Origin of the sequence: Luteibacter rhizovicinus (genome assembly GCF_004342265.1) — a bacterium.
In the GTDB taxonomy this organism is placed as follows: Bacteria; Pseudomonadota; Gammaproteobacteria; order Xanthomonadales; family Rhodanobacteraceae; genus Luteibacter; species Luteibacter rhizovicinus_B.
On the sequence record NZ_SMCS01000006.1, the window covers coordinates 261,395 to 288,267 of the forward strand.

21 protein-coding genes are annotated in these 26,873 nt (G+C 62.4%); 12 read left to right on the forward strand and 9 right to left on the reverse strand.

Annotation, left to right across the window (positions count from 1 at the left end):
* Positions 1-12: 12 nt before the first annotated feature.
* Together EC912_RS15530 and EC912_RS15535 are read right to left on the reverse strand one after the other, a co-directional pair.
* Positions 13-735, reverse strand: a complete 723-nt coding sequence (locus EC912_RS15530) for a hypothetical protein (RefSeq protein WP_132145680.1) — start codon at positions 733-735, stop codon at positions 13-15.
* 9 nt (positions 736-744) lie between these two features.
* Positions 745-2,829, reverse strand: a complete 2,085-nt coding sequence (locus EC912_RS15535; RefSeq protein WP_132145682.1) for a TonB-dependent siderophore receptor — start codon at positions 2,827-2,829, stop codon at positions 745-747.
* 284 nt (positions 2,830-3,113) lie between these two features.
* Between EC912_RS15535 and EC912_RS15540 the strand changes: the two genes are divergently transcribed.
* Together EC912_RS15540 and EC912_RS15545 are read left to right on the forward strand one after the other, a co-directional pair.
* Complete coding sequence (locus EC912_RS15540; protein ID WP_132145684.1) at positions 3,114-4,418, forward strand: ABC transporter permease; 1,305 nt, start codon at positions 3,114-3,116, stop codon at positions 4,416-4,418.
* A 17-nt stretch (positions 4,419-4,435) separates the two neighbouring features.
* A complete protein-coding gene (locus EC912_RS15545; protein ID WP_132145686.1) occupies positions 4,436-5,665 on the forward strand; it encodes an ABC transporter permease in 1,230 nt (409 codons plus the stop codon).
* A 112-nt stretch (positions 5,666-5,777) separates the two neighbouring features.
* On the opposite strand, the gene EC912_RS15550 is transcribed toward EC912_RS15545, so the two are convergent.
* Positions 5,778-8,918 (reverse strand): TonB-dependent receptor, encoded by a 3,141-nt coding sequence (locus EC912_RS15550; RefSeq protein WP_165973630.1) that lies wholly within the window; start codon positions 8,916-8,918, stop codon positions 5,778-5,780.
* Between the two features lie 377 nt (positions 8,919-9,295).
* Between EC912_RS15550 and EC912_RS15555 the strand changes: the two genes are divergently transcribed.
* Complete coding sequence (locus tag EC912_RS15555) at positions 9,296-10,291, forward strand: glycoside hydrolase family 43 protein (protein WP_132145690.1); 996 nt, start codon at positions 9,296-9,298, stop codon at positions 10,289-10,291.
* Positions 10,292-10,466: 175 nt separating this feature from the next.
* On the opposite strand, the gene EC912_RS15560 is transcribed toward EC912_RS15555, so the two are convergent.
* Positions 10,467-11,330, reverse strand: a complete 864-nt coding sequence (locus tag EC912_RS15560) for an aldo/keto reductase (protein WP_132145692.1) — start codon at positions 11,328-11,330, stop codon at positions 10,467-10,469.
* A 170-nt stretch (positions 11,331-11,500) separates the two neighbouring features.
* Between EC912_RS15560 and EC912_RS15565 the strand changes: the two genes are divergently transcribed.
* The 4 genes from EC912_RS15565 (at position 11,501) to EC912_RS15580 (ending at position 18,583) form a co-directional block, all read left to right on the forward strand.
* Complete coding sequence (locus EC912_RS15565; protein WP_132145694.1) at positions 11,501-12,004, forward strand: (2Fe-2S)-binding protein; 504 nt, start codon at positions 11,501-11,503, stop codon at positions 12,002-12,004.
* Positions 12,001-14,289 carry a xanthine dehydrogenase family protein molybdopterin-binding subunit gene (locus tag EC912_RS15570; protein ID WP_132145696.1) on the forward strand — a complete coding sequence of 763 codons (2,289 nt, stop codon included), beginning with the start codon at positions 12,001-12,003 and terminating at the stop codon, positions 14,287-14,289. The genes EC912_RS15565 and EC912_RS15570 overlap by 4 nt, the downstream gene beginning before the upstream one ends.
* The gene (locus EC912_RS15575) at positions 14,286-15,587 is read left to right on the forward strand and encodes a c-type cytochrome (protein WP_132145698.1); all 1,302 of its coding nucleotides are present in this window, start codon (positions 14,286-14,288) and stop codon (positions 15,585-15,587) included. The genes EC912_RS15570 and EC912_RS15575 overlap by 4 nt, the downstream gene beginning before the upstream one ends.
* 113 nt (positions 15,588-15,700) lie before the next feature.
* A complete protein-coding gene (locus EC912_RS15580) occupies positions 15,701-18,583 on the forward strand; it encodes an autotransporter outer membrane beta-barrel domain-containing protein (protein WP_132145700.1) in 2,883 nt (960 codons plus the stop codon).
* A 6-nt stretch (positions 18,584-18,589) separates the two neighbouring features.
* On the opposite strand, the gene EC912_RS15585 is transcribed toward EC912_RS15580, so the two are convergent.
* From EC912_RS15585 to EC912_RS15595, 3 genes are read right to left on the reverse strand one after another with little or no spacing between them, the layout of a single operon-like run.
* A complete protein-coding gene (locus tag EC912_RS15585; protein ID WP_132145702.1) occupies positions 18,590-20,146 on the reverse strand; it encodes a DHA2 family efflux MFS transporter permease subunit in 1,557 nt (518 codons plus the stop codon).
* Positions 20,143-21,210 carry an HlyD family secretion protein gene (locus EC912_RS15590; protein WP_243649309.1) on the reverse strand — a complete coding sequence of 356 codons (1,068 nt, stop codon included), beginning with the start codon at positions 21,208-21,210 and terminating at the stop codon, positions 20,143-20,145. Before EC912_RS15590 ends, EC912_RS15585 begins: the two co-directional genes overlap by 4 nt.
* A complete protein-coding gene (locus EC912_RS15595) occupies positions 21,207-21,914 on the reverse strand; it encodes an SDR family oxidoreductase (RefSeq protein WP_132145706.1) in 708 nt (235 codons plus the stop codon). The genes EC912_RS15590 and EC912_RS15595 overlap by 4 nt, the downstream gene beginning before the upstream one ends.
* Positions 21,915-22,058: 144 nt before the next feature.
* On the opposite strand from EC912_RS15595, the gene EC912_RS15600 reads away from it, so the two are divergent.
* A complete protein-coding gene (locus EC912_RS15600) occupies positions 22,059-22,646 on the forward strand; it encodes a TetR/AcrR family transcriptional regulator (protein ID WP_132145708.1) in 588 nt (195 codons plus the stop codon).
* On the opposite strand, the gene EC912_RS15605 is transcribed toward EC912_RS15600, so the two are convergent.
* Entirely contained in the window at positions 22,647-23,561 is a 915-nt protein-coding gene (locus EC912_RS15605; RefSeq protein WP_132145710.1) for a patatin-like phospholipase family protein, read from the reverse strand. It lies immediately after the preceding gene.
* Between the two features lie 121 nt (positions 23,562-23,682).
* Positions 23,683-24,708, reverse strand: a complete 1,026-nt coding sequence (locus tag EC912_RS15610; protein WP_132145712.1) for a class 1 fructose-bisphosphatase — start codon at positions 24,706-24,708, stop codon at positions 23,683-23,685.
* Positions 24,709-24,844: 136 nt separating this feature from the next.
* Between EC912_RS15610 and EC912_RS15615 the strand changes: the two genes are divergently transcribed.
* The 4 genes from EC912_RS15615 to EC912_RS15630 all read left to right on the forward strand — a co-directional run bounded on the left by EC912_RS15615 (position 24,845) and on the right by EC912_RS15630 (position 26,715).
* Positions 24,845-25,324, forward strand: coding sequence for a DJ-1/PfpI family protein (locus EC912_RS15615; protein WP_132145714.1), 480 nt, complete (start codon positions 24,845-24,847; stop codon positions 25,322-25,324).
* 11 nt (positions 25,325-25,335) lie between these two features.
* A complete protein-coding gene (locus EC912_RS15620) occupies positions 25,336-25,536 on the forward strand; it encodes a hypothetical protein (RefSeq protein WP_132145716.1) in 201 nt (66 codons plus the stop codon).
* The gene (locus EC912_RS15625; protein ID WP_132145718.1) at positions 25,533-25,937 is read left to right on the forward strand and encodes a GFA family protein; all 405 of its coding nucleotides are present in this window, start codon (positions 25,533-25,535) and stop codon (positions 25,935-25,937) included. The genes EC912_RS15620 and EC912_RS15625 overlap by 4 nt, the downstream gene beginning before the upstream one ends.
* A gap of 73 nt (positions 25,938-26,010) precedes the next feature.
* Entirely contained in the window at positions 26,011-26,715 is a 705-nt protein-coding gene (locus EC912_RS15630) for a helix-turn-helix transcriptional regulator (RefSeq protein WP_132145720.1), read from the forward strand.
* Positions 26,716-26,873: the final 158 nt, after the last annotated feature.

Genomic DNA, 26,873 nt, shown 5'->3' on the forward strand with positions numbered 1-26,873 from the left:
GGGCGGGGTGCACTACGGCTTCGGATGCGCCTCGGGACGCGTCGCCCATCGAATGGCGGCGTCGAAAAGAAGCATGCCCTCGGGCGTCAGGTTGCCGAAGGTTTCGTTGTCGAGGAAAAACATGACCCGTCGCGCGGGTGCGACGGTTTCATAGTCCATGGTGGCGCCCTTTTCATAGCCGAAGATCGCAGCTTTCTCGGGTTCGCCGGGCAGCGTCGCAATCGTCGTTGCGCCAAGGCCGGGCTTGCCCCAGTTCATGGGCGCATTCTTCACGTAGACATTCACGATGCCGGCGTGCAGGCCCGCCTGAAGCGGATGCGGTGCATTGACGAACCATAGTGCGTGCTGCTTTTCGCTTTTGCCGAAGTCCACCTCGGGACGCTTGCCGGTCATCGCCATGTCGTCGAGAAGATCGCTTTCCCAGGTGACCAGCGGCACGGGTACGTCGCGATACGCACCCAGCAGATCGCGAGAACGCACCGTCGAAGACAACACCACGAGGTCGACTTTGTTCGCCTGCGATGCAGGCTTGTACTGGTCATACAATGTGACGCGATAGCCCAGTTGTTCCAGGTGTGCCTGGATCGCCTGATCGACAGCGAGGCTCTTGCCGTCCTCTCTTACGACGAGCAGCACCGTCGGCGCGTTCGCGGCCATCGCAGGTGTGGCTATCCCCGCGATACAGACCGCGCAAATCAAGACAAGAGAACGAAACCCGTTGGCGACACGCGACATGATGTTTCCTTATAGATCGAGCTGGACGCTGAGTTTCGCCGTACGCGGCTGGCCCATACCGAGGCGGTTGTTGCCGGCCGCAGCCCAGTAACGCTTGTTCATGACGTTGTCGACGTTGACCTGCCAGGTAACGTTCTTCCGGTCGATGGTCGTGACATAACGACCGCCGAGACCGATGAGCGTGAAGTGCGGGAGATAGCCCTGGTCCAGATCGTTCACCGCACGGCGGCCGGTGTAGTAGACGCCTGCATTGAGCGACAACTTCGGCAGCATGGGCACCGTGTACTGGGCAAACACGCTGCCGGTGTACGTCGGCGTGTTCTCGGGCGTGCGGCCGAGCAACTCGGCGCTGATGCTTTCGAAGCGCGCATGGAGATACTGGCCCGAGACCTGCACCGACCAGTCGCGCGATACCTGTCCCTGGGCGGACCACTCAATGCCGCGGTAACGCTCGCGACCGCTCTGCACGAACAGATTGTCTGAGTTGACGTAGCTGGCGGCACGGTTGATATCGAACGCGGCAATGGACAGGAGAGTCGTCTGGGTCGGCTGCCAGCGAAGGCCGGCTTCTTTCTGCTTCGATATGCCGGGTGGCAGCGCTTCGTTGACGTTGGTTGCCGTGTTGGGTGCGCGATCGCCTTGCTCGATGCCCGTCGCATAGGAGGCGTAGGCCATCAGCTGCGGAGAAAACTTGTAGATAAGCGCGGTAAGCGGGGTCGTCTTGCTTGCCTTGTAGTGATTGGCACCCTGGTCGCTGGTGTACTTCGTATATCGCGCGCCGAGAATGGCCTGCCACTTGTCCGTCAGAGCGATGCGATCCGTGGCATAGATACCCTTGTCGACAGCAGCGAGCGGTGCGGTATACGTCGTACGGGTGGTGGCCAGCCAGGGCAGGTCGACGGGGTTATAGAGGTTCTGGGAACCGGAAAAAAGTCCGGTATACGTGGGACTTTGATCGGAGCGCGTCTGTGCCGCGCCGATCGTCAGCTCGTGTCCGATGGACCCGGTGGCGAAGCTGCCGAAAAGTTCGGCGCGCAGATTCCTGTTCGTCCACGAAACGTCGCGCTGCCGGTTGCCGCTGATGGTGCCCTGGCCGGTAACAAGGTCGTAGCCTTTGACCTCCGTGAACGACCGTTCGTCGCGGGTGAGCTTCGCTTGCCCGGCCTCGAAGGTCGCGATCCACCGGTCGCTAAGCGCGTAGTCGGTGTGGAACAGCAGATTGTTTCCGTGCGCCGCGAAGTTCGCCCACTCGGGAGAAAGGCGATTGGACGGGTCGGGAACGCGCGGAATGGCGATGACGCCGTTCTTCGCGGCAGGCAAGGTCACGACGCTTTGCTCGGCAATCGTGCGCTGGAAGTATTCGCCGTCGAGCCGGATATTCATCCGTTCGTTGACGCGCCAGTCGAACGCCGCGCTGATCATTTTTCGCTCGCCGTCGATGCCGCGTACCGGCGATTGCAGCGAGCCGCCCGCCGCGTTCACGCGCAGGCCGTACTGCTGTTCCGAACCGAAACGGCGTCCCACGTCGACGTTGCCGACGATCGTGCCGTTGTTGTCGGTCGATATGCCGACGCGGGTATTCGGCGCGTTGCCCGCCCGCTTCGTCACCATGTTGACCACGCCACCGGGCGCGGTATAGCCGTAATAAAGAGCGGACACGCCCTTCAGTACTTCGATGCGCTCCTTGTCTTCCAGCGGAAGCTGCATCAGGTTCAGCAGCGGCAACGAGCCGTTGAGGCGGTAGTTGCTCCGGTTGTCGAGGATCATGCCGCGAACGGCGAGGTTGTCGAGCGTTTCCCCACCCAGTTGCTGCCGCGTCACGCCAGCGGTATTGCGCAGCACGTCGTACAGGGTCACGGCGGCCTGGGTCTCGATCAGATCGCGCGTGGCGACATTGACCGTCGCCGGCACGTCCATGATCGACTGGTCGCGAAAGGCGCCGACGCCTACCCGCTGGCCCACGTAGCCGTGGTCGGCATTGCCATAAACGGTAATCGTGTCCAGGGACGTGGAAGGGTTCGCCGCCGTCTGGGCGTGCGCGTATGCGACGACCAGCAGCGAGGCCGCGGGGATTAGACGATAAGGGAGACGCATTGAAACCCTGTAGAGATAAGGAGGGAATCCCGATCTCTTCCGGCGATCAAGGACTTAAATACGAACGATTCGCATTACAGTCTACGGGGATTCGTCCGGAATGGTCAACGTTCTCTTACCGGCGAGATGGAGGCACCGCCTGTGCCGACGGTTGTCCGCATGTCCGCGTCGCATTTGTCCGCGGACATGGCGATCTGTCCCGGGGTGCGGATAGCGAGCCTTCCATCGCATGGCACGTCGCTTGCTTAGTCACTGATTACGGGCTCAAAAGGGACGACTTCGATATGTTTGGATACTACCTACAGCTCGGCCTGCGCAGCCTGAGACGAAACCCCATGCTGACCGCGCTGATGATCGTCGTCATCGGCGTAGGCGTTGCGGCATCGATGACGACGTACGCGGTGTTCCGCGCAACGTCGGGCGATCCGATTCCGCAGAAGTCGTCGCAACTCTATATCGCGCAGGTGGACAACTATGGTCCCGAGTCGCCGGGCGCCGAGCCGTTGCGCTGGCTGACATGGCGCGATTCGATGGCGCTGATGCAGGCGCGGCAGGCGAAGCGGCAGACGGCGTTGTATCCGATCGGCGTATCGGTGCTCAGCGACGATCCCTCGAAACTGGCGTACCCCGTTCGGGGCTATGCCGTATTCACCGACATGTTCCCGATGTTCGATGTCCCCTTCCTCTATGGTGGCCCATGGTCGGCCGAAGACGACGAGGCCCGTGCCCGCGTCGTGGTCATCGGCAAGGATCTGAACGATCGCGTGTTCGGTGGCGTCAACAGCGTTGGCCGCGAGATCGATCTCGACGGCACGAACTTTCGGGTGGTGGGAGTCACGGCGCGCTGGGATGCGCGACCGCGCTTCTTCGATCTCGATGTCCAGAAGGGCTTCGGCGATCTGGGCGATCTGTACATGCCGTTTGCGCGGTCCATCGCCGATCAGCAGCCGACCCAGGGAGGAAACACGTGCAACCTGCCGTCGGGGCCAGGCTGGGATAACTTCATACGTTCCGAATGCGTGTTCGTCAGCTTCTGGGCCGAACTTCCCGACGTCGCATCCGCGGATCGCTATCTCCGTTTTCTTCACGACTATTCGAACGAGCAGCGCAGTGCAGGCCGATTCCGCTGGGACCCCAACGTTCGCCTGCGCAATGTCATGGAATGGCTGTCGTACAGGCGCGTGGTCCCGCCGGAGGCGCGCATGAGCCTCGTGATCGCATCGGCGTTCCTGCTGATCTGCCTGGTCAATACGATCGGACTGCTGCTGGCGAAGTTCATGCGTCGCGCTCCGGAAATCGGCGTACGAAGGGCGCTCGGCGCGTCGCGCCGTGCCATCTACGCGCAGTTCCTTATCGAGGCGGCGTCCGTGGGCCTAGCCGGCGGTTTGCTGGGCATCGTCCTGACCGGGGTCGGGATGATGGGCATCGGACTGGTATTCGATCCCGCGATCGCAAAGCTGGCTCATATGAATCTTTCGCTGCTGTTGCTGACGGTCGCCGTTGCGCTGGTCAGTACTCTGATCGCCGCGTTCTATCCCACATGGCGCGCGTCGCAGGTGCAGCCGGCCTGGCAATTGAAATCCAACTGATACCGGGGCCGACCGACATGCAGATTAAACCGATCCTTTCCGCGCTCCGGCACCACAAATCCGGCACCTTGCTGATCGCGCTGCAGATCGCGCTCACACTGGCCATCGTTTGCAACGCGCTGTTTATCATCCAGGGCCGCATACAGAGACTGTCGCGTCCCACCGGTATCGCCGAAAGCGAACTAATGGTCGTCAACAACAAATGGGTCGGTCGCCTCACGGACGCGCCCGCGCGGCAGGCTGCCGATCTGGCCACTGTGCGTGCATTGCCCGGCGTAGCCGATGCCTACGTGACCAACGCTTTTCCATTGATTGGCAGCGGTTGGCAGAGCGGCATTCGCCGCTCGCCCACCGAAAAAAATCTCGATTCGGGTACGGCGGTGTACTTCGTGGACGATCACGCGCTGTCGACCCTCGGCGTAAAGCTTGTCGCGGGAAGGAATTTCCGTAGCGACGAGATAGGCAGTCTCGAAGAGAACGGCTCTCCCGATGCGCCCACCATCATCGTCACGCGTGCGCTCGCACAGTCGCTGTATCCCGACTCGGAAGCATTGGGCAAGTTGATCTATATCGGGACGTCGGACGCCCGTCCCAGCACGATCGTAGGCATTGTCGAACACCTGCAGTCGCCCGAAACCGGTGCCGGCGAAGACGATCGCTGGAAGAACGTCATTCTCGTTCCCATGCGTCTTACCAGCGCGGGGGCATTCTTCGTTATCCGCGCGAAACCGGCACAACTCCAGACATTGCTGAAAACGGTACCCACCGCGCTCAAAGCAAACAGCACGCGTCGCGTTATTCCCGAACCCCACGGCGTCATTACGTTCGCCCAGATACGCGACATGGCCTATCGTGGCGACCGGGGACTGGCCTGGATGATGGGTGGCATCAGCGCGATTCTCCTCGTGGTCACGGCGGCCGGTATTGTCGGCCTCACCAGCTTCTGGGTCGGGCAGCGCCGCCGGCAGATCGGCATACGGCGGGCCCTGGGCGCCACGCGTCGCGACATCGTCATGTACTTCCTGACCGAGAACATCCTCATCAGCGTGGGTGGCATCGTCGGCGGCGTCGTGCTGGCGCTGGTACTCAATCGCTGGATGATGATGGAGTTCGAGACGGCACGCCTCGCCGCGATCTACATTGTCATCGCGGCATTCATCCTGCTGGCGCTGGGCCAGCTCGCGGTATTGGCGCCAGCGCTTCGCGCCTCGCGCGTTCCACCGGTGGAGGCGACGCGTACGGTGTGATGCACGCTTTCACACCGCATGTCCCCAAACAAAAAAACCGCTCCCGGGTATGGTTACCCGGGAACGGAATCTGGGGATCTGCAGTCTCTTGTTATGTGTCGCTAGAGTCTGGTCAGAAGTCGTACTGCACCGATAGGCGGAAGTAGCGCGGGGTCGAGTAGTCGATCGAGCGCTTGTAGACCGCCAGAGGATTGCCGCCATTGGCCGTGGCCGCCTGAGCGGTGCTGAGAACCGGGCCACCCATTGCGCGCTCTTCGTAAACCGTAGTCTTCATCGTATTGAGCAGGTTGAAGACGTTGGCGCTGAAGGCCAGTTTGTGATCGGCGAAACCAGGACTCCACGTCACACCAAGATCCAGCTGATACGTCCAAGGCATGTTGCCTTTCGCGCCGCGGGGCGAGGGGGTGCCGTAGCAAACGTGATACGCGCCGCCAGAATTACCGGCGCGCATGTACGCGCCTGACGGGTCGGTGTACACGCCATTCGCGTCGGGGAACCATGCACCGACACAGCTTTTGGGACGACCCGAGTTCGCGGTCGCCGTAGCGCTGAGCATCCAGTCTTCCGTCAACTGGTAATAACCGAATCCGCGGATCTGGTGACGACGATCGTTGGGCAGACTGCCGTTCGCGTACCGCATGAACTCGGGGAAATCCCAGTCCTGTGACGCCGCAACGTCCTGCTGCGCGATATCCGATTTCACCTGGCCTTCCGTATTGCCATAGCTATGCGACCACGTGTAATCGACGCGACCGAACCACTTACCGTCGAAGGCGTGTTCCGCATACAAATCGAGCGAAACATACTTGCGCTTCGGATCCGGCATGCCGAGATCCTCTTTGCTGAGCTTGATGTGGCGTAGATCGGCGGGGGCAGAGGGGTCGGCGGCGACATTCACGTCGAACTCGGCGCCATGGCCTGGGTTGAAAATGACACCTTGGTACGAGAAGTTGTTGATGCAGTCGGCCACGGACGCAAAGTCTTTGTAGTTAGCGACCATGTATTTGCAGACTGGGCGCGAATCGGAGGTATCGTCCACCTGCGACTTCAGATTGCGATAGATAGCGCGTGCACCGACGGTGTATTCGGAGTTCAGCTGCTTGTCGAAGCCCAGGATGTACTCGTCCTGGTAGTGCGATTTCAGACCCTGAATGCGCGCGGTGCGCGGATCGCGCGGCTGCCCGAATTCGCCGTTGGCGGATACGGCAGGACCAAGCGACGTCAGACCGATGGGACGATCGGTGGCCGGATCGACACCCGTGAAGGTGAACTGCTCCGTGGTGAAGAGGGAACCGCCCGCGCCACGCACCGCCACGCCGTTAGGCAGGGCCAGAAAGTAGCGACCTGCGTTCGCATAGACCTTCAGCGACGAATCGCCATTGACGTCCCAGCTCACACCCAGGCGCGGTGCCCACTGGTTCTTCTTCGAAATGAAGATCTGGCCGCCGCTGTTGTAGTTTTCGAACGATTCGTTACGCGCGCCGACGTACGCCAGCCAGCGGTCCGAGATCTGCCAATGGTCTTCGAGATAGTACGACTTCAGATCGACCTTGTACTTGCCGCCGCTCTTAAGACGCGAGATCTGGAGGGTACCCAGCGGATGCACGCCGGTCGGATCGGCGAGATACAGGTATTCACCACCAAGTGCGCCGTACTTGTCGATGTTGGCACTACCGCTGCCGGTAACAGACCGCAATACCTGGTGATCGATACCTCCGCGAAGATCGTGCTGACCAAGGCGGTATTCAATATCGAATTTCCAGCCGCTGGTTTTGTTTTCCTGGTTGATATTCGGGCGCTGATTCGCGTCCGACTGGTAATTGTGCATCTGGCTTGCGACGGGGCTGTCGCTGTTGGCGCGGATGAACAGGTAGTCGGGAATATTGGTTAGGTTGGGATCTTCGGTCTTGCTTCGGCCGTATAACGCGTTAACTGTCAGGTCGTCGGTGAGGTAACCGGTGTACTTGGCGATGTAGAGGCGATTGCTGTTCTTTGTCGCGGTATCCTGCGCGACGCTGCGGCCCAGGCGCGAAAGCGTCGCGTAACTCCAGCCGTAGACATCGTTTTTCTTGCGGGTGTTATCCGCAAGTCCAGTGAGTTCGAGCAAATGGTTGTCCGTGATGTTCCAGTCGACTTTGCCGTACCACTTCACTGCGTGCGCGCTGGTATCGCGATAGCCGGCGGTTTTATTGTTCGCCGTCGCGGCCGTCAAATTCCCGTTCGGCGAATATGCCGCCGTGCCGTTGACTTCCTGACCTTCGTTGCGCTGGAAGCTGGCTGCTGCATACATGAACAAACGATCTTTGATCAGCGGTCCGCCGAGCTGTGCGCTGTAGAGCGTCTGCGAATCCTTTGTCCGGGAGCGATACTGACGCAGCTTGCCGTCGGAGCCAAACGGTGCCGTTATGCCCGCGCCGCCATGGTTGAAGCCGCCGGTATTTCCAAAACCCAGGTCCTCGGGGTTTTTGTCGTTGTAGAGGTTCTTCGGCGAAGAGCGCAGCGACTCGGGAATCCAGTCCACGCGAACGCTGGCCTTCCATTCGTTCGTACCGCGCTTACCGACGGTGTTGACCACACCGCCCGTGGTATGGCCGAACTCGGCGCCCGCACCACCGGTCAGTACCTGGAGCTGGTCGGTCGCAAGGAAGGGCAGTTCGAAGAATGTTTCGCTGCTGAGCGGATCGGTGATGTTGTAGCCGTTGATCGTATAGGCGTTCTCGGAAATACCCGAGCCGCCCATGGTGAGGCGAGGTTTGCCGTCGGCGGCGCTGAAACGGCTGTCGCCGGCCACGACGCCCGGTGCGAGCAGCGCGGCGGCGGCCACGTTCTGCGCGACGGGAATTTTCTGCAGCTGTTCGGCGGTCAGCACCGTGCGCGTATCGACCGACGAAACGTCGATGGAGGGCGTGGTATTCGCGATGACCGATACGCCTTCCAGCGTCTGTGCCGACGCTGCGGACGTACCCGCAAACGACACTTCGGCCGCGCCGGCGATGGTGACGGTGACGTTTTCGCGGGTGGTAACGGGCTGACCGTTTTCCTGCAGCGTCACCTTGTACGTGCCGACGGGTAGCGACGTCGCGCGATAGCGGCCATTGCTGTCGACGGTAAGAGTGCGCGAGAGGCCGGTATTCGCGTTCTCGATAACAACGGAGGTCGCGCCAGAGGCGTTACCGACGTTACCGAAAATCGCACCCGCCGAGCTTGACTGGGCGGCGGCCTGGCCGACGGCACCAGCGAGACAGGCGCCCAAGGCTAAAGTTAAGGCCGAGCGACGCCATACGCGTCCCCGAAAGGATTCGTTCGAAAGCATTCTATGATCTCCCCAAACTTACAGTTAAGTGAAAACAGTCGTTCAATTAACCTGCAGCCGACTTCGAACCTTGCGGTCTCCCTCGAAGCCGACTCCCCTAAGAGACGCGGTAGCGTCCGATGCAAGTTATAACTACGAAAATTCTCAAGCGCAATAAATTGCGCTATGTCGCATTTTCTTGACGCAATGCGGTATGGATTCCGCAAGTAATAACGGATATGACTTAGCTAGCCCTTCCGTTTCCGTAAGATTGTGGTCATTTTCGTAAAAACTCCTGCTGGATAACATAAAAGCTTCGAGACGATGGAGAGACGTTCATGAGTTCGACGATCGGCCCGAGAGCATTTATCGCAGGCCTGCTCCTGTTCGCCACGACAATCGGCGGTCTTCAGGCTGCAACGCAGCAACGGAGCGGTAACCCGGTTTTCCCTAGCTGGTACGCCGATCCCGAAGCCGCGATCTTCGACGGGCAGTACTGGATATACCCGACCTGGTCGGCGCGCTACGGCGAGCAGACCTTCTTCGACGCGTTCTCGTCGCCGGACCTTGTGCACTGGACGAAGCACGGGCATGTGCTCGAAGCGAAGGACGTTCGCTGGGCGAAGAAGGCGATGTGGGCTCCGGCGCTGGTGGCGAAGGACGGCAAGTACTATTTCTTCTTTTCGGCCAACGACATCCAGAGCGACAAGGAGGTCGGAGGTATCGGCGTGGCGGTAAGCGATAAGCCCGAAGGACCGTTCCGCGATCTGTTAGGTAAGCCGTTGATCGGTGCTTTCCACCACGGCGCGCAGCCTATCGACCAGTTCGTGTTCAAGGACGTCGACGGGCAGTACTACATTATTTACGGCGGCTGGAAGCACGCGAACATCGCGAAGCTGAAGTCCGACTTCACCGGTGTCGTGCCGCTCGACGACGGTAGTACTTACCGTGAGATTACGCCGGAGCATTACGTCGAAGGCCCCGTGATGTTCCTGCGCAACGGGAAGTATTACCTGATGTGGTCCGAAGGGGGCTGGACCGGGCCCGACTACTCGGTGGCTTATGCCATCGCCGATTCACCGCTCGGGCCTTTCCGGCGGATTGGCAAGGTGCTGCAGCAGGACCCGAAGATTGCCACCGGTGCGGGCCATCATTCGGTGATCCATGTTGCAGCGGACGATAGCTGGTACATCGTTTATCACCGCCGTCCGCTGGGCGACAGCGAGGCGAATCATCGCGTGACGTCGATCGACCGGATGTATTTCGACGATAAGGGTTTTATCAAACCGGTTGTCATTACGAATGAGGGCGTTGAGGCGAATCCGTTGCGCTGACGTCGTTTCCCGAAGCCTCACCGTCGCCCCTGCGCAGGCAGGGGCCCAGGGCGATCACGTATGGAAGAGGTGCGGTGCGGATGGTCTGGGTTCGAGAGCGCCAACAGGCGACGTCGCGAAAATCCGTTGCACCGCTCTGGACCCCCGCCTGCGCAGAGGTGACGGTGAGAGGAGCTTATTTAGCCGCCGCCTCAAGCGCCGCAAAGTCCTCGTCGCTCAACTGAAGATCCGCCGCGCCGACATTTTCGATGAGGTGATCGACGCTGCCCGTACCGGGAATCGGCAGCATGACTTTCGAGCGCTTCAGCAGCCATGCCAGCGCCACCTGGCCATTGCTGGCCTTCAGGCGTTCGGCGATGCGGCTGAGGACCGAGTCGGGCGTGGCGAGCTTGCCGGCCGCCAGCGGGAACCAGGGGATGAAGCCGATCCCGTGCTTGTCGCAGTAGTTCAGCACCTCTTCGCTCTGGCGATTGGCAAGGTTGTACAGGTTCTGGACGGTGACGACGTCGAAATGTTTGCGGGCGGCTTCGATTTCCTCGACGTTGACCTCACTGAGGCCCACGTGCCGGATCAGGCCCTCCTTCTGCATATCGGCGATGACGCCGAACTGTTCTTCACGCGGAACCTTCGGGTCGACGCGGTGCAGCTGCCAAAGGTCGATCCGTTCGACGTCGAGGCGGCGCAGGCTCATGAGGACGCACTGGCGCAGGTACTCGGGACGGCCGACCGGCGCCCAGATATCCGGCCCATGGCGGGTCAGGCCGCCTTTCGTCGCTATCACCGTATTTTTATAAGGATGCAGGACTTCACGAATGAGGTCCTCGCTGATGTAAGGCCCGTAACTGTCCGCCGTGTCGATCAGGTTGACGCCGAGGTCGGGCAGCTTCGCCAGCGTTTCGCGTACGCGCGAGGGGTTCTCGGGATTGCCCCAGATGCCCTTGCCCACGATGCGCATGGCACCGAAGCCGAGTCTGTTGACCTTAAGGTCACCGCCGATCAGGAATTGTCCGGATGCCGCCGCATTGGGTTGGGTTGCCATGTTTTTGATCCTTGGGAGGGGAAGATCGTCGTTAAGACATCGGGACGGGGTTTCTCAACGACAAGTGCTTCCAGATATGAACTTTTTTACATAGAAACCCGGCCGGCAGGGGCATATGCTCGTCGGAAGTGCCTGCACAGGCCGATAATCTGAACACCCCGGAGACAGCTATGTTCGTACTGCGCGTCAATGGCGAAGACCGTACGGTCGACGTTCCCGCCGACATGCCCTTGCTCTGGGTATTGCGGGACGTCGTCGGTCTGACCGGCACGAAGTTCGGTTGCGGCATCGCCCAGTGCGGTGCCTGTACCGTCCATCTGGACGGCCAGCCGATACGATCCTGCGTGATGCCCGTCGGGAGCATCGGACAGAAAGCGATCACGACGATCGAGGCCATCGGGGAGACACCGGAGGGGCAGAAGGTCCAGAAGGCCTGGCTCGATGTCGATGTGGTCCAGTGCGGCTACTGCCAGTCGGGACAGATCATGTCCGCCACGGCGCTGCTTACCCGGACGCCCAATCCCAGCGATGCCGATATCGACGCGGCGATGTCCGGAAACATATGCCGCTGTGGCACGTACGTGCGCATTCGTGCGGCGATCAAGCAAGCCGCGACCGGCAAGCCCGAAGTCATGCAGACGATCGTGAGCGGTCCGGCCGGAGGTGCGCCATGAGCATCGTCGATCCGACATATCGGAATGAGCGCCAGAACGACATCGATCTTGGCCGGCGCAAGGCCATTCAGGTGGCTGGCGGTGGACTGGCCATCGCGTTTTTGTGGATGGGCGGAGCGGGCAAGGTTGCCGCCGCCATCAACGCTCGCCGCCAGCCGGACGATGCCGCGGCAGCGGCGGCCGATGGCAATCCTCCCTTCGCTCCCAACGCATTCATTCGCATCGACAAGGATGGCAGCGTCCGTCTGGTGATGCCGAACGTCGAAATGGGGCAGGCGATCTATACGGGCGCCTGCATGATGCTCGCCGAGGAACTCGGCGTGGGCCTCGACCAGATCAAGGCGGAGCATGCACCGCCGAACGAACCGCTTTACGGCACGCCGCTGCTTGGCGGTCAGATCACCGGCGGTTCGACCAGTACGCGCGGTACCTGGCAGACGCTGCGCGAAGCGGGCGCGGTGGCGCGAGAGATGCTTATCGCGGCGGCGGCGGCGCAGTGGCATGTCGAGCCGGAAAGCTGTGCGGTATCGCGCGGCGTCATTACACATGTACCGTCCGGTCGCACGATCGGTTTCGGCACCGTCGCCGATGCCGCGGGCGCACTGCCGCAGCCTGCCCAGGTGAAGCTGAAGGCACGCAAGGATTTCGAGCTGATCGGCAAGCCACTGCGCCGTGTCGACTCACCGGACAAGGTCACTGGCGCGACCCAGTTCGGTCTGGACGTGCGCGTACCGGGCATGAAGATCGCCGCGGTGAAGGCATGCCCGACGTTCGGCGGAAAGCTTGGCCGCGTGGACGATGCGAAGGCGCGGGCCATGCCCGGTGTCATCGATGTCATTCGCATCGATAACGCCGTCGCCGTGGTGGGCGAGCATTACTGGGCCGCGAAGCAGGGCCTGGACGCGCTGGATATCGAGTGGAATCCCGGTGCGAACGCCAACCTGACCACGGAGAAGCTGGTCGCCGATCTTATGGATGCCTCGCTCAACGGCAAGGCGATCGTCGGTCGCCAGGATGGCGAAGAGAACGTGTCGGGCAAGGCGATCGACGCGGTGTTCCTGTCGCCGATGCTGGCGCACGCGACGATGGAGCCGTTGAATACCACGGTGCATGTCACATCCGGTCAATGCGAGATCTGGGTCGGCACGCAGGTGCCTGTGCGCGCCGTCGAGGCCGCCGCGAAAATTACCGGCCTGCCTGTCGAAAAAGTGATTCTGCACAATCACTACATCGGCGGCGGATTCGGACGCCGGTTGGAAACGGACTCGGTCGAACAGGCCGTGCGGCTGGCAAAGAACGTGTCCTATCCGCTCAAGGTCGTGTGGAGCCGCGAGGAAGACATCCGTCACGACATCGTGCGGCCCATGTACTACGACCGCATCTCCGCCACATTGGGAACCGATGGCCTGCCGTCGTCCTGGCGGCATCGCATTACCAGCGGAACCGTTCTCGGGCGCTGGGCACCCGGTGCCATGGGCAAGAACGGCATGGACAGCGACGCCATCGAATCGGCAGCGGACCTGCCTTACGACCTGAAGAACGTCCATGTGGAATGGGTCCGCCACGATATGCCCGATGGCCTGGTAGTCGGCTGGTGGCGTGGCGTCGGTCCGACGCATAACCTTTTCATCGTCGAGAGTTTCGTCGACGAGCTGGCGCATGCGGCAGGCAAGGAGCCGCTCGAATACCGTCGTGCCATGTTGCAGAAAAACCCGCGTGTTCTGGCGCTGCTGAATCTCGCGGCGGAAAAGATCGGCTGGGGCTCGCAGCCCTTGCCGGCGCGCGTGGGTCGCGGCATCGCCGTCGGGTCGCCCTTCGGAAGTCATGTCTGCGCGATTGCGGAAGTGGAAGTCACCGCACAGGGAGAAGTGAAACTCCGGCGTTTCGTCGTAGCCATCGACACCGGCATCGCGATCAATCCGGGGTCCATCGAAGCGCAGATGCAGGGTGGACTGCTGTTCGGCCTGAGCGCCGCGCTATACAGCGGCATCACCGTGAAGGACGGCGCTATCGAACAAAGCAATTTCCACGATTACCGCAACCTGCGCATGAACGAGGTTCCGCTGGTCGAGGTGCACCGCATCGACAATGACGAAACGCCCGGAGGCATCGGTGAAGTCGGTACGGCCATCGCCGCACCGGCGCTTGCGAATGCCATCTTCGCGGCCACGGGCGTGCGCTTGCATAAGCTGCCCGTCGACCGTTCGCTGTTGATAGCCGGTCCGGATGCACTGAAACAGACGGTCGCTTCGGCGACGGTCGTGGCGGGAGGAACGCAGGCATGAAACGCTTCCTCGGATTTATCGTCATCGTGGTGGTGCTGGGCGCCGTTGCCTATTTCCTGCTTAATCGCACGGACAAGAACGACGGTGCCGCGCCGGCCATTGCCGGCGCGCCGGCGACCGCCGATGTGCTCGCGCGAGGCGAATACCTGACGCGGGCCGCCGACTGCATCGCGTGCCACACCGTTCCCGAAACCGGCAAACCATTCGCGGGTGGCGTGGCCTTCAAGCTGCCGTTCGGCACGATTTATTCCAGCAACATCACCGCCGATGCGGAAACCGGCATCGGCGGCTGGAGCGACGACGACTTCGTGCGCGCCGTGCGCGAGGGTGTGCGCAACGATGGCAAGCATCTGTATCCGGCGTTTCCGTATACGTCGTACACGCAGTTGAGCCGCGCCGATGTGTTGGCGATCAAGGCTTATCTCTTCAGCCTTCCGAAGGTGAAGCAGGCCGATCGGGACAATGATCTGTCCTTCCCGTTCAATCAACGCTGGGCCATGGGCTTCTGGAACGCGGCCTTCTTCCGCAGTCAGCGCTTCGTCGCGGATGCGTCGAAATCGCCCGAATGGAATAGCGGCGCGTATCTCGCGGGGGCGCTGGGTCACTGCGCCGAATGCCATACGCCGCGCAACATCGGCTTCGGGCTGGAAAACAGCAACGCGCTGGCGGGTGAGGAACTCCAGGGCTGGCGCGCGTACAACATCACGTCGGACCCGAAGTACGGCATCGGTGGATGGTCGGACGATCAGGTCGCGCAATACCTGCGGACGGGGCATGCAGATGGACATGCGTCGGCATCGGGCCCGATGGGCGAGGCGATTGCACATAGCCTGCAATTCCTCACGCCCGAAGACACGGCCGCGCTGGTCGCCTACCTGCGTACCGTGCCGGCGCGTGAGGGCAAGCATCCGGTCGACATCGATGCCAGGCCGGTCGCCGCGCTGGCCTCGACGAATGCCGCACCCGGTGGCGACGATGCCGCCAACGCCATGGGACTTCGTTTGTTCGAAGGCGCGTGCGCGAGTTGCCATCAGTGGAATGGTGCTGGCCAGCAGGTGTCGCGCGCGAGCCTTATCGGCACGCGCGGTGTGAACGATCCGAAGGGCGCCAATGTCACGCAGGCCATCCTGCAAGGCGTCAAGATGCGCGTGAACGATACCGATGTGTACATGCCGGCATTCGGTCATGCCTACACCGATACCGAAGTGGCGGCGCTCGCCAACTACGTCATCGCGCACTTCGGCAACAAACAGGGAACGGTCACACCCGACGATGTCGCGAAGAAAAGAGCGCTATAAGAAATAGCTCACTTTCAGAATCAGGCACTATTTTGGTGCCTGCCTCCCGGTAACGATGGCGATCCCCAAAAACGCGGCGTCCCCACGCCGCGCATCGTTCCCAGGAGATATCCATGTCTACGGACAACAGGAGCGGCGTTCTGCCGCGTCGTTCGCTTGTGCTCGCTCTGGCAGCCGCACTCGCACCCTTCTCATATGCTTCGGCTCAACAGGTGGTTGCGGGACCGACCGAAATCCTCACACCAGCCGCCGGAACCTATACGACAACAGCGGATGGCGAGCCTGGCCATGCGTTCCGCGCACATGGTGGCGGCGTTATCAATGCCGTCGACGACATGATCCTCACGACCAGCGGCGCGGGCGCTTTCGGTATAAGCAGTGAAGGCGCCGGTTCGTCGGTCACTGTCGCTGGCGGTCAGATCGCCACGACAGGCTCGCAGGCACATGCGGTTTCGGCCACGTCCGGTGGCGAGATCTCGATTACCGGCAACGATATCAGTAGCCCGATGCACGTCCAGACATCCGGCGTGGATTCCCACGCGGTTCGCCTGTCCGGTGCGGGTACGCGAGGGACAGTCAGCAAAACGAATATCGCTACACTGGGAAATGGTTCGTATGGCGCGCGCATCGAAGGTGGCGCCTCCATCGATTTCGCCGGCGGAGTCGATGTACGCACGGGCGGAACCGATGCGCACGCTATTTCGGCGACAGGGCAAGGCAGTAAAGTCACCGCGCAGGCAACGTTCATCACCACGGGCGGCGATCGCTCCGTGGGATTGTTCGTTCAGGATGGCGCGCGCGCCAACATCGCCGGTTCGGTCATCGTTACCACGGGTGCGCAGTCGCACGGCATGGATGTAGCCGGTAGCGGTACGAGTGCGATTTACTCGGGCGGGTCGATTACCACGTCGGGCGACGGCGCCTTCGGCATACGCGCCACCGATTCGGGTATCGTCAATCTGTCGTCCACCGATGTTTCGTCCAACGGAACCGCGAGCGCTATTTACGCCGATAATGCGAACGTGACGCTGGACGCGACGAATGTGTACTCGCTGTACTCCGGCATCGGTGCCTTGCACGCGACGAACGGATCGACGGTACGCATAGTCAACGGCAGTACCGTAGGCGTTGAATACGAACAGGCTGCGGGTATTACGGTGGAAGGTGGCGCGGCAGGCCCGACACGTGTCGATATCGTGGACAGCAGGGTCTACAGCACGTTCGGCCCCGCCATTCGCCTGGGCGCCGGCTCCACCCATGTGCGCGCGGAGAATACGCGGCTCGAAGGCGAAACGACAATGCTTCACGCCACCAGCGGCGCCGATGGCGTACTGGAACTCGTGCGTAGCAACGTAACAGGCGATGCCATCGCGGATGCGGGCGCACGCGCTTCCGTGTTCGTTGCCGAAGGATCGGTCTGGTCCGGTGCCGCGAATCATCTTGCCGACATCTCCATCGACGGAACCAGTCGCTGGAATATCGCGGCGGATTCCACGGCGGCTCATCTTGCCCTCGACGGCAACGCCACCTTTACCGGCCCCGTTGGCGGTTTCTCGACGTTGACGCTTGCCAATGACCTCACCGGCAGCGGCGGCGTCATCGGTATGCGTGCGCGTCTGGGCGACACATCCGGCTTGCCCGATGCATCGGACCGCGTCCTGATCGAAGGTAATGTCACCACGACCGGGACGACCCTGATCGATGTCGCCGCGCAGGGCAGCGGTGCATGGACCGATTCGAATCGCGACGGAAAAATAGACGCGACCGAAGGCTTGTCGCTGGTTCAGGTGGCCGGTACATCTCGCGCCGATGCGTTCGCCCTGCGTGGCGGTTATGTTGCCGCCGGTCCCTTTCAATACGTGCTTAAAGCGTTCGGTCCCGGTGAGGCCAGTCAGTCGCAGAGCGCGTTGGCCAGTGGCCCGATACAGTGGGACTATCGTCTGGGCAATACCTTCCTGTGCGAAGGTAAGCCATGCGATCCCACGGATCCCACGGATCCCGGCGAAGGCGACAATGGCGCCGGGCATGACGAGGGCCGTCCGGCGGTGGTGCCGCAGCTGCCTTCCTACCTCGTTGCGCCCACCGCCTTCCTTGCCTATGGCGGCCAGGTAACCGACACGCTGCACCAGCGACTCGGCGAGATTCGCAACGTCGTTCCGGGAAGTCATACGGGCGGCGAGATGTTCGTTCGCTATATCGGATCGCGCCAGTCCTATCGCAGCGACCTCGATTTCAACCGTTACGGTTATGGGTTTCGCCAGCAGAACAACACGCTCCAGCTGGGTGGAAGCATTCTCTCGTTCGCCGCCGATACATCCGTACTGCGCGCGGGCTGGGCCATCGACAAGGGCACGACGAGTGTCACGCCTTCCGCCGCCGACGGCCGCAGTCACGCACGCTACGACGCCAGTGGCGTGTCCGCGTGGCTGACCTGGCAGGATGTTGGCGGTATGTACGTGGACGGCATTCTCGGCGGGCGTCGCTTCAGCGGCGACGTCGGTACCGATCTGCGCGGCGAAGACGTGGCGCGTCTGCACGCATCCCAGGTGTTCGCTTCCGTCGAGGCAGGCTATCCGTTTGCTATCGGAAACGGCTGGACGCTCGAGCCGCAGGTCCAGGCACGCTGGCAGTCGGTGCGGCTACGCGCTTTCGACGATAAGGACGGTGTGGCGGTGGACGAAACTTCCGCCAGTCAGACCACGCATCGCATCGGCATTCGTGCCGGGCGCATGTCCGATCCGGTGTTCGCGCCCTATCTGCGCGCCGACCTGTTGCATACCGTGGGTCGCCGCCAGTCGCTGACCGCGGGTGACGGCACGACCGACTACGCGTTCGAACTGGGGCGTCCCGGCACGCAGTACCGGGTGGGCGCAGGCGGCACATATCGTTTCGCCACCGACTGGTCGGTCTACGGCGAAGGCGATTATCAGGGCAGCATCGGAAGCACAGGCTTCCGGGGTTTCAGCGCGACGCTTGGCGTACGCCTGAACTTCTGACCGGCATCAATGGGCGTCGACCTGCTGTGCCGGGGTTGGCGCCCCTACCGGTCTGACCAGTAGCACCAGCGGCAGCGCAAGGACGAACAGCATGGCCATAAGCCAGAGTACGTCGGCGAAAGCCAGCGTCGTCGCTTCGCGCCGGACAAGACGGGCGAGCATGGCGATGGCCTGCTCGCCGGCCTGCGTCGCGTCCGATCCATGCTGGATCAGGTGTTGCCGGATGCCGCCGATCGTCGCCGAGGCGCCGGTCATGTGTTCGTTGAGACGAAGCCAGTGCAGGTTGAGGCGATCGTTGAGCACGGTATTCACCGCCGCGATACCGACGGCGCCGCCTAGATTGCGCATCGTATTGAACAGCGCGCTGGCCATCTTCAGGCGCTCGGGCGCCACCGATCCGAGCGCCATGTTCGTCGCGGGCACGATGCAGAACAGGATGGCGAAGCCGCGTACCACCTGTGGCCAGAAGAGTTCGGCACCCGTCCATTCGCTCGCGATAAACGACATCATCCACAGACCCGCGGCGAACATGCACAGGCCGAAGGCGATCATGATGCGCAGGTCCAGGCGTCTGGACAGGTTCGCGGCGATCGGTGCGGATGCGACCATCGCGACGCCCGCGATGAATACCGCATTGCCGATCTGGTGGGCATTGAAGCCGCGCACGCGTGCAAGAAACAGAGGCAACACGTAAACGGCGGCGAAGATGCCGAAGCCGGTGACGAAGTTGAACAGGCATCCCAGTGCGAACGTGGGATTGCGCAATGCTTTCAGGTCCACCAGCGGATGCACGCTGCGTAGCGTGCGGACGATGAAAGCGATACCCGAGATACCGGCGATCCACGCGACGCCGCGAATCGTCTCGTCGTCCATCCAGTTCCAGCGATAGCCTTCTTCCAGCACATATTCCAGTCCACCAAGCGACATGGCGAGCAAGATCAGCGATATGAAATCGAAGTGCTTCATCAGGCCGGGATCGGGTTCGTCGACGCGCCCGAGAATGGGAATGGTCGATACGATGACGATGCCGGGGAGAATGTTGATGAAGAACAGCCAGTGCCAGGACCACGTGTCGGTGATGTAACCGCCCAGCGTCGGGCCGATCGTCGGCGCCAGTGCGCCGAGAATGCCGAGCACCGCGGGCACCATGGCACGCCGCTTGCCTTCGAACAGCGCGAAGCCTGTCGCGAAGACCGTGGGGATCATCGCGCCGCCGACGAACCCCTGGATGGCGCGGAACGCGATCATCGATTCGATGTTCCACGCCAGTCCGCAGGCGACGCTCGTGACGGTGAACGCCGCCGCCGAGGCCGTGAACAGCCAGCGCGTGGAGAATGCCCGCGACAGCCAGCCGGACAGCGGAATCATGACGATTTCGGCCATCAGGTAGGCGGTCTGCACCCAGGACGATTCGTCGGGACCGGCCGCGAGACCTGCCTGGATATCGTTGATCGAGCTGGCGACGATCTGGATATCCATCAGGGCCATGAACTGGCCCAGCGCCATCAACGAGAACAGGAGCAGCTTGCGCGACTCCGGCATGCCGGCGATCGTCGACGTCATCGCGGAGCGTCGCGCGTATCGACCGTTGCGATAACCGAAAGCCCCGGGCGCAACCGACCCAACGTGCCCGATGCGCCTTCCAGCCGTACCCGCACCGGCACGCGCTGGACGATCTTGGTGAAGTTGCCCGTGGCGTTTTCGGGAGGCAGCAACGAAAACTGCGCGCCCGTGGCCGGCGCGATGCTTTCGACGCGACCGTCGAAGCGCTCTCCGGGCAACACATCCGCGCGGATATCCACGTGCTGTCCCGGGTGCATATCGGCGAGCTGGCTTTCCTTGAAGTTCGCGTCGATCCACATGCCCGACGCCGGCACGACGGACATCAACTGGGCGCCAATCGTCGCGTAAGCACCGGGGCGTGCGGAGCGATTGCCGACCACGCCGTCGATAGGCGCCACGAGACGCGTGTGCTCCAGGTTGAGCTCGGCGACGCGCAAGGCCGCCTGCGCCTGCGCGAGCGTCGCGACCGCCTGGCTGCGCTCCGCATCGATGACGTCGAGCTGGCGCTCGCTCGCTTTCACGGCCGAGCGCGCACGTGCGTCGTCCGCGAGACTTTTCTTGTGCGTGGCATCGGCTTGATCGAGTACCTGCCTGGATACGGCGCTACCCACGATGTGCCGGTAACGCTCGACATCGGTTCCCGCACGAACGACTTCGGCGGCGGTGGCGAAGGTCCCGGCGCGTGTCTCGTCGATGGTCGCCGACTGCAGGTGCCGCCGCGCGTCGAGATTGGCGATGGCGGCCTGCGCCGATGTCACCGCCGCCGCAGCCTGTTCCGCCTGGGCGCGGTAGTCGCGATCGTCGAGCCGCACCAGCAATTCGCCCGCATGGACCCGCTGGTTATCCGTTACGCGTACTTCGTCGATGAAGCCGGCGACCTTCGGTGCGATCGCCGTGATGTCGCCGCCCACGTATGCGTCGTCGGTCGTGGCGAGGAAGCGTCCCAGCGTCCACCAGTGCCAGCCCCACACCACCGCGCCCAACGTCGCGACCAGCGCGACGCCGAGCAAAAGGACTCCCCGTCGCGTGCGACGGGGGCGAACATCGGCGGCGACAGCGTTCACGCCCAGGGAGCCAGATAAGCGGCCGGCGTAGCATTGAATCCGGCTTTCACCGCGCGCGACGTGTCATCGGCAAGTACCTCTTCGGCGCCCGCTTCCAGACCTTCCATGACCCGGGCAGCGACATCTTCGGGACTGATCTTCGGCGCGTTCACGGCGCGGACCATGTCCGTGTCGATAAATCCGGCGTGGACGGCCATCACCAGCGTGCCCTGCTGACGCAGCTCGTTGCGAAGACCGTTGGTCAGTGCCCACGCGGCCGACTTGGAGACCGAATAGGCAGCGATGCCGGAAAGGCTCGTCCAGCTAAGCGCGGACAACATATTCACCAGCGCACCGCCGCCGTTGCGTGCAAGGATCGGTGCGAACGCCTGGCTGACGGACAGGACGCCGTAGAGATTCGTATCCAGCACATTGCGCAGCGAGGCCGTGCCTTCGGCACTGGCGAGGGCGGCAGGACCCGAAGCGATACCCGCATTGTTGACGACGATCTGGACGTCGCCGTATGCCGCAGCCGCAGCGGCGACGCTGGCCGGATCGGTCACGTCGAGTTGCACGGATATCAGTCCGACATCGGGCACGGTGGAGGGATCGCGCGCGCCGGCATAAACCTTCGACGCGCCGGCTGCCAGCAACGCCTTGGCATAGGCCAGGCCGAGACCGCGATTGGCACCGGTAACCAGTGCGACGGAACCTTGGATTTTCATGGTGAAGCCTCGTGATTCAGGAAGGTCGGAAAGGCGTTCGGCGCCTTTGCAATGATGGTCATAATCTAATATGATACCCATCATTCCAAAACGCAAGAGACGCAGGGCGGCCGTACAATCGCCCGATCGAGTGGAGTCGCGAACATGCGCTACGACAAAGGCCATAAAGAAATCACCCGCCAGAGAATCCTCGAGGCGGCGGCCGGGCGTTTCCGTTCCGAAGGCATCGAAGCCGTGGGCGTCGTCAGCCTGATGAACGAGGTGGGCCTGACGCAGGGTGGTTTCTACAACCACTTCCCATCGAAGGAAGACCTGGTTCGCGAGAGCCTTTCAGACGGTTTCGAGTCGACGCTGGATCGCCTGAAAGCCCGCGTCGCCGCATCGCGCGGCGATGGGCTGAAGGCGTTGGTGACCGGCTATCTCAGCGTGGAGCATCGCGACCATCCGGAACGCGGCTGCACCGCGGCGGCGCTTTCGTCCGAAATCGGCCGCCGTCCCGATGCGACGCGCGCGGCCTTCACCGAAGGGTTCGGCGATGTCGTCGAATTCGTGGGCGAGAACCTTCCCGATACGTTGAAGCCGAAACAGCGTCGTGCGCTGGCCATGGCCATCTTCGCGTCGATGGTGGGCACGATATCGCTGGCACGCGCCGTCGACGATCCGGCGCTATCGGAAGAAATCCTCGTGGCCGGTCGCCAGGCGGCGATCAGCCTGGGGTCTTCAAGCGTGTAATCAGTGTGCCGGCGGCTGACCCATGGCCGCTGTCTTCTCCGCGATCTTCGCGCGGATCGCGGGAATGGCGGCCAGCGCCGCACGTTCGCCTTCCAGAATGGCCACGTTTTTCTGATCGAAATCCGTCGGACCGATCATGCCGACCTTGGGACGGATGATGATGTCCGCGCGCGCCAGTTCCTGCTCGGCCAGCTTTCTGCCCATGATCGTGATCGACTGGCCGACGATGCCGACCATGTTGCCAGGATTGCTGCCGCTGGGTTTGGTCGAGATGTCCACGGCAATGACGATGTCGGCACCGAGCTGACGTGCGGCATCCACGGGGACCGGACTGACCAGGCCGCCATCCACGAAATGCTTGCCTCCGATTTCCACCGGCTCGAAAACGCCGGGGATGCTGCTGGATGCGCGCACGGCCTGACCGGTGTTGCCGCGTACGAAGATCGCCCGTTCGCCGGTTTCGAGTTCCGTGGCCACGGCGGCGAACGGTGTGCGCAGCTTTTCTACCGGCAGGTGGTGGACGAGTTCGTTGACGTAGTCTTCGAGTTTCTGACCCTGGACCAGTCCGCCGGAAAAGAAGCGGACGTCGCGGATCTTCGATTCGTCGAGTGCGAAAGCCTGCTGCTGCAACGCGAACGCATCCATGCCGCTGGCATACATCGCCCCGACGACGCTGCCGGCGCTGGTGCCCGAGACCACGTCGACATGAATGCCGCTGGCCTCCAGCATTTTGATAACGCCGATATGCGCGAAGCCCTTCGCCGCACCGCCGCCCAGCGCGAGGCCGATACGCGGTTTCGGACTAAGGACGGGAAGCGTGGTAGCGGGCGTCGTGTCCGGCTTCGTGCCGAAACACCCACTGAGGAGCACCGTCATCAGAACAGGAAGCCAGGTGCGGGCGGAGCGGAACGGCATGGGATGGCCTTGGGACAGAGCGTCGGTGATGCCGGATGATCGGGCGTGCACGCGGCGCGCCGCAGGCCGAAACATGGCGGGGATGAGACGCGCGACAGGTTGTCGCGCGTCTTCCATGCATTTACTCGCGGGTATCGTCCGCTTCGACGTGGTAACGCGTGGCGATCTCGATTTCGTTCTTCGAGCCGAGGAACACGGGCACGCGCTGGTGCAGGGCGGTCGGCTGCAGATCCATGATCCGTTCGCGACCCGTCGTGGCGGCGCCGCCGGCCTGCTCGACGATGAACGCCATGGGGTTGGCTTCATACATCAGGCGCAACTTGCCGGTGCCGCCACTGGCCTTGATCTTGGCATCGATGGGATAGATGAAGACGCCGCCACGGGTCACGATGCGGTGGACATCCGCGACCATCGAGGCGACCCAGCGCATGTTGAAGTCGCGACCACGCGGACCGGTCTTGCCCGCCAGCAGTTCGCCGATATAGCGCTGTACCGGAGCTTCCCAGTGACGCTGGTTCGACATGTTGATGGCGAATTCGCTGGTTTCCGCCGGAATCATGGCGTTACGGCGCGTCAGCACGAAGCTGCCGTGCTCGCGGTCCAGCGTGAACTCGTGCACGCCGTGGCCGAAGGTCAGCACCAGCAAGGTGCTGGGTCCGTAGACGACGTAACCGGCCGCGACCTGCTCGGTGCCCGGCTGGAGAAAGTCGTCGACTTTCGGCTCCGTAACGTCGTCCGGGCAACGCAACACCGAAAAGATGGTGCCCACCGAGACATTCACGTCGATGTTCGACGAACCGTCCAGCGGATCGAATAGCAGCAGGTGGTTGCCCTTCGGATACATATCCGGAATCGGCTGTGGATCTTCCATTTCCTCCGAAGCGCAGGCCGCCAGATGACCGCCCCAGGCGTTGGCTTCCAGCAGGATCTCGTTCGAGATGACGTCGAGTTTCTTCTGGGCTTCGCCCTGCACGTTGTCGGTGCCGGCGTTGCCGAGCACCCCGCCGAGCGCACCCTTGCCCGTGGCGACCGAAATACGCTTGCAGGCGCGCGCGACGACCTCGATCAGCAGGCTCAGCTGGGCATTGATATGCCCCGCGCGTTTTTCCTCGATAAGGAACTGGATCAGCGAGATGGGTCTGGACATGGGCGGCACGGATTCCTGGCGCGAAAGGCAGCATTGTCCGGGTGGCGGGTGAACAGCGCCAGAGGCACTGCTGACAGTACGTTGTCAGTAGCACCCCCTCAGACTCTTACTCCACGGTTAGGGAGAGGGAACGGTCATGCGCGACGCGGTGTATTTCCTGGTGTTCGATGGTTTCGCCGACTGGCAGACGGCGTTGGCGCTCTATGAGATCCGGCGGCCTTGCGACTGGCGGGTCCGGGTCGTCGCGCAGTCGATGACGCCGGTGCAGTCGGCCAGCGGTCTTCGGGTGACGCCCGACGAGACGCTGGATGCGCTGGAACCGGCGCGCGCCGCGCTGGCGATTCTGCCCGGCGGCCACTCGTGGGAGCGCGGTCGACTGGATTACGTGGCAGCGGCGGCCCAGCGCATTCACGACGCCGGAGGCACGGTCGCCGCCAGCGGTACGGCCATGCTCGCCATGGCGCACCTGGCCGGCAAGGAACGTTACTTCTGCGCCAGCGAGCACGGCAGCGTGGAATTCGCCAGGGGAGTCATCGCCGCGCTGGATCTGTACGACCCGTCGGACCGGGAGGACTGGTACCGGCTGTTCAAACACGGCACCCCGGCCATCGCCTGAGGAGACATCAGATGAATCGCTTTCTCGAACGTCTCGCTATCGCTTACGCGCCGCTGGGTCAGCGCGGCCTGCTCTTCGACGGACAGTATCGCTTCGCGGAAAAAACGAGCGACGACGTACCGCCGGCCGAGCGTCGCAACGTGCGCCCCGCAAGGGCGAGCACGGCCTCCACGCTTCGCATTTACGCACGGACCAAAGGAATCGCCCGATGAAGAAGACCTATCACGGCAGCTGTCAGTGCGGTGCCGTTCGTTACGAGACCGATCTGGATCTCGCCGAAGGTACGGAAAAGTGCAACTGCTCGATCTGCGGGAAGTTGCGCATCTGGGGCCAGATCGCAAAACCCGCGGCTTTCCGTCTGCTGGCAGGCGAGGAGCATCTGATCGACTACCAGTTCAATACCAAGGCCGTACACAACCTGTTCTGCAAGACGTGCGGTGTCCATTCGTTCCATCACGGACATATCGAGGAAATTGGCGGTGACTACGTGCAGATCAATCTCGCGTGCCTGGACGACCTGGATCCGGCCGAATTGCTGGGCGCGCCGGTTCAGTACGCGGATGGCGCGCACGACAACTGGCGCAACCAGCCCGGCGAGACGAGGCATTTGTGAAACGGGCTTTCCCCTTCGTGGCGCATGCCTTCCGGCGCTGGCTTCTTCCCGTTTCTTCCGCAAAGATCATCGAATGCGTCGAGCCGACCGCTTATTCCTCATCATCAATGCGCTACGTGGCAGGCGGACAGCCTTGCCCGCGCGCCAGCTGGCAGCCACGCTGGAGGTTTCGCTACGCACGGTTTACCGCGACGTGGCCGATCTTCAGCTTTCCGGCGTACCCATCGAAGGCGAGGCCGGCGTCGGCTACGTGCTTCGCAAGGGCTCGGATATCCCGCCGCTGATGTTTTCCGCCGACGAACTCGAGGCGCTGGTGACGGGAACGCGTTTCGTACGCGCTTTCGCCGGCGAGCGCCTTGCCCGCGAGGCGCAGTCCGCGCTGATCAAGATCGAGGCCGTGCTTCCGCCCGACCTGCGCGAGCGTTCGGCGCAGTCGCGCATTTACGCGCCGATCTGGCGCGATGCCTTCCAGACCCGGGTCGCTGTGTTGCTGGATCAGCTGCACGCGGCCATCGTGGCGCGCAGCGTACTTTGCCTGGACTATCGCGACGGCGAAGGCCGTACCAGCGTTCGCGAAGTCGAACCGTTATGTCTTTCGTTCTGGGGCGGCGCCTGGACGCTGGGCAGTTGGTGCCGGATGCGGCAGGGTTTCCGTAACTTCCGGCCCGATCGCATCGACGCCTGCCGTGTGTCGGGCGAAACATTCGACGACGGTCCGGGACGGAATCTCGAGGCGTATCTGGGGACGATGCGTGGGGATTACGAAGGGTTTGAGTGAGTTGCGATACATGCACCGCTCCAGGTATCTCCCCGTTCGGTTCCCTTTCCGTCATTCCGGCGCACGTGTTCCGTGCCGGGACATAGGTAACAGGTGTGCCAGGACATGGGTTACACCTTACGCCGGTTCATTAAGGTCAATCGTTCCGATCCGGTGGT

Bases quoted from the DNA above. Each gene is read 5' to 3' on its own strand.
- EC912_RS15530 (WP_132145680.1), bottom strand. From the start codon at position 735: ATGTCGCGTGTCGCCAACGGGTTTCGTTCTCTTGTCTTGATTTGCGCG.
- EC912_RS15535 (WP_132145682.1), bottom strand. From the start codon at position 2,829: ATGCGTCTCCCTTATCGTCTAATCCCCGCGGCCTCGCTGCTGGTCGTC.
- EC912_RS15540 (WP_132145684.1), top strand. From the start codon at position 3,114: ATGTTTGGATACTACCTACAGCTCGGCCTGCGCAGCCTGAGACGAAAC.
- EC912_RS15545 (WP_132145686.1), top strand. From the start codon at position 4,436: ATGCAGATTAAACCGATCCTTTCCGCGCTCCGGCACCACAAATCCGGC.
- EC912_RS15555 (WP_132145690.1), top strand. From the start codon at position 9,296: ATGAGTTCGACGATCGGCCCGAGAGCATTTATCGCAGGCCTGCTCCTG.
- EC912_RS15560 (WP_132145692.1), bottom strand. From the start codon at position 11,330: ATGGCAACCCAACCCAATGCGGCGGCATCCGGACAATTCCTGATCGGC.
- EC912_RS15565 (WP_132145694.1), top strand. From the start codon at position 11,501: ATGTTCGTACTGCGCGTCAATGGCGAAGACCGTACGGTCGACGTTCCC.
- EC912_RS15570 (WP_132145696.1), top strand. From the start codon at position 12,001: ATGAGCATCGTCGATCCGACATATCGGAATGAGCGCCAGAACGACATC.
- EC912_RS15575 (WP_132145698.1), top strand. From the start codon at position 14,286: ATGAAACGCTTCCTCGGATTTATCGTCATCGTGGTGGTGCTGGGCGCC.
- EC912_RS15580 (WP_132145700.1), top strand. From the start codon at position 15,701: ATGTCTACGGACAACAGGAGCGGCGTTCTGCCGCGTCGTTCGCTTGTG.
- EC912_RS15585 (WP_132145702.1), bottom strand. From the start codon at position 20,146: ATGACGTCGACGATCGCCGGCATGCCGGAGTCGCGCAAGCTGCTCCTG.
- EC912_RS15595 (WP_132145706.1), bottom strand. From the start codon at position 21,914: ATGAAAATCCAAGGTTCCGTCGCACTGGTTACCGGTGCCAATCGCGGT.
- EC912_RS15600 (WP_132145708.1), top strand. From the start codon at position 22,059: ATGCGCTACGACAAAGGCCATAAAGAAATCACCCGCCAGAGAATCCTC.
- EC912_RS15605 (WP_132145710.1), bottom strand. From the start codon at position 23,561: ATGCCGTTCCGCTCCGCCCGCACCTGGCTTCCTGTTCTGATGACGGTG.
- EC912_RS15610 (WP_132145712.1), bottom strand. From the start codon at position 24,708: ATGTCCAGACCCATCTCGCTGATCCAGTTCCTTATCGAGGAAAAACGC.
- EC912_RS15615 (WP_132145714.1), top strand. From the start codon at position 24,845: ATGCGCGACGCGGTGTATTTCCTGGTGTTCGATGGTTTCGCCGACTGG.
- EC912_RS15620 (WP_132145716.1), top strand. From the start codon at position 25,336: ATGAATCGCTTTCTCGAACGTCTCGCTATCGCTTACGCGCCGCTGGGT.
- EC912_RS15625 (WP_132145718.1), top strand. From the start codon at position 25,533: ATGAAGAAGACCTATCACGGCAGCTGTCAGTGCGGTGCCGTTCGTTAC.
- EC912_RS15630 (WP_132145720.1), top strand. From the start codon at position 26,011: ATGCGTCGAGCCGACCGCTTATTCCTCATCATCAATGCGCTACGTGGC.